This window comes from Halorubrum sp. SS7, assembly GCF_005435055.1.
GTDB classification, from domain to species: Archaea; Halobacteriota; Halobacteria; order Halobacteriales; family Haloferacaceae; genus Halorubrum; species Halorubrum salinarum.
This window is the reverse complement of sequence record NZ_SGXV01000106.1, coordinates 1-1,180: the sequence shown is the minus strand read 5'-3', so window position 1 is coordinate 1,180 and position 1,180 is coordinate 1. Positions and strand designations below refer to the sequence as shown.

The following is a 1,180-nucleotide window of genomic DNA, read 5'->3' as shown; positions in this document are numbered from 1 at the left end:
GATGAGCGCCCCCGACGAACCGTACGCGTCTTGGCCTTCCAAGGAGACTAACTCTGTAACGGCTTCTCTCAATGGATTAGAGGAAGACGCCGATCCAGTCGTCGAACGGGTGACGGAGTTCGCAACCGAGTATCCACATCTCGCTGACCTCCCGCTTTCCGAGACGCACGGCCGGAAGCTCCGCCGCATCGTCACGGAAGCCGAATGGGAAAAGGAGTTCGTCGACCCCGATCACCCGCTGGAAGATTCCTTCGCCGTCGACTCGCTCCGCTCCCGCTCCGCCGGAACGTGGCTCGACGCGATTCACGCCTTTCTCCGCGCACATCACGAGTACGACGGCATGATGGCCCGATTCGAAGACCGGGAATCGGGAGACGAGTTTGATGTTCCGCTTGCCGATGCGTGGGGTAAGGAGTACAGCAAGAAGCAGTACGCGCGGGCTCGCGCGCTCCAGCGTCAGATGTCCGGCGGAAAGCGGCCGTCCGGTGGCAAAGCCGCTCCCGCGTGGGACGATCCAGTGACCGTGATGCTCACGCTTACCGCCTCATCGGTCCCAGATGGCGACCGCCTCCCGCCCGTCGAGCAGATGGACGCGATTCACGACGCTTTCAGTTACGGCGGCGTCCGCGACACGCTTCGCAACGTAATGGAGTATCACCTAGACTTGGACTCGGAGCAGTGGGGCTACTGGCTCCAAGCAGAACCGCACGGAATGGGCACCGCTGCGGACCCCGACAAAGACGCCGGGCTCAATGCCTGCTACACTCATATTCACGTCGGCGTCTATTTCGACGGTGCCGGGTTCGGTGATCTCCGCCCGGTAGCCTCTGAGTTTGAACGGGTGATTGACAAGCATCTCGAAGTGTGTGACCCGGCCGGTTGGTCCGCACACGACTACGACGCTATCGACGACTACCTTCAGGAAGACGACGGCTGTATATCGATGAACGCAGACGTCGGTAACCTCGGTTCCTACCTCGCCGCCTATATGGGCGGCTACACCGAGGACCTCCTAGACAAGCCGATCGAGTATATCGCATGGGGCGCGGTCTATTGGTCAGCTGCCCGCCAGCGGACCACCCGCTCGCAGACCGTGAATCAGGCCATCCGCGCCGATCGGTGTGAACAGCGCGCGGAAAACGAAGAGTCGGGACAGGTCGACGCCCACGGTGAGCGTATC

At 61.8% G+C, this 1,180-nt stretch carries 1 pseudogene; it reads left to right on the top strand.

Annotated features, from left to right (window positions below):
* Positions 1-1,180 (top strand): annotated as a pseudogene (locus EXE44_RS16895) (hypothetical protein); the annotation flags it as partial.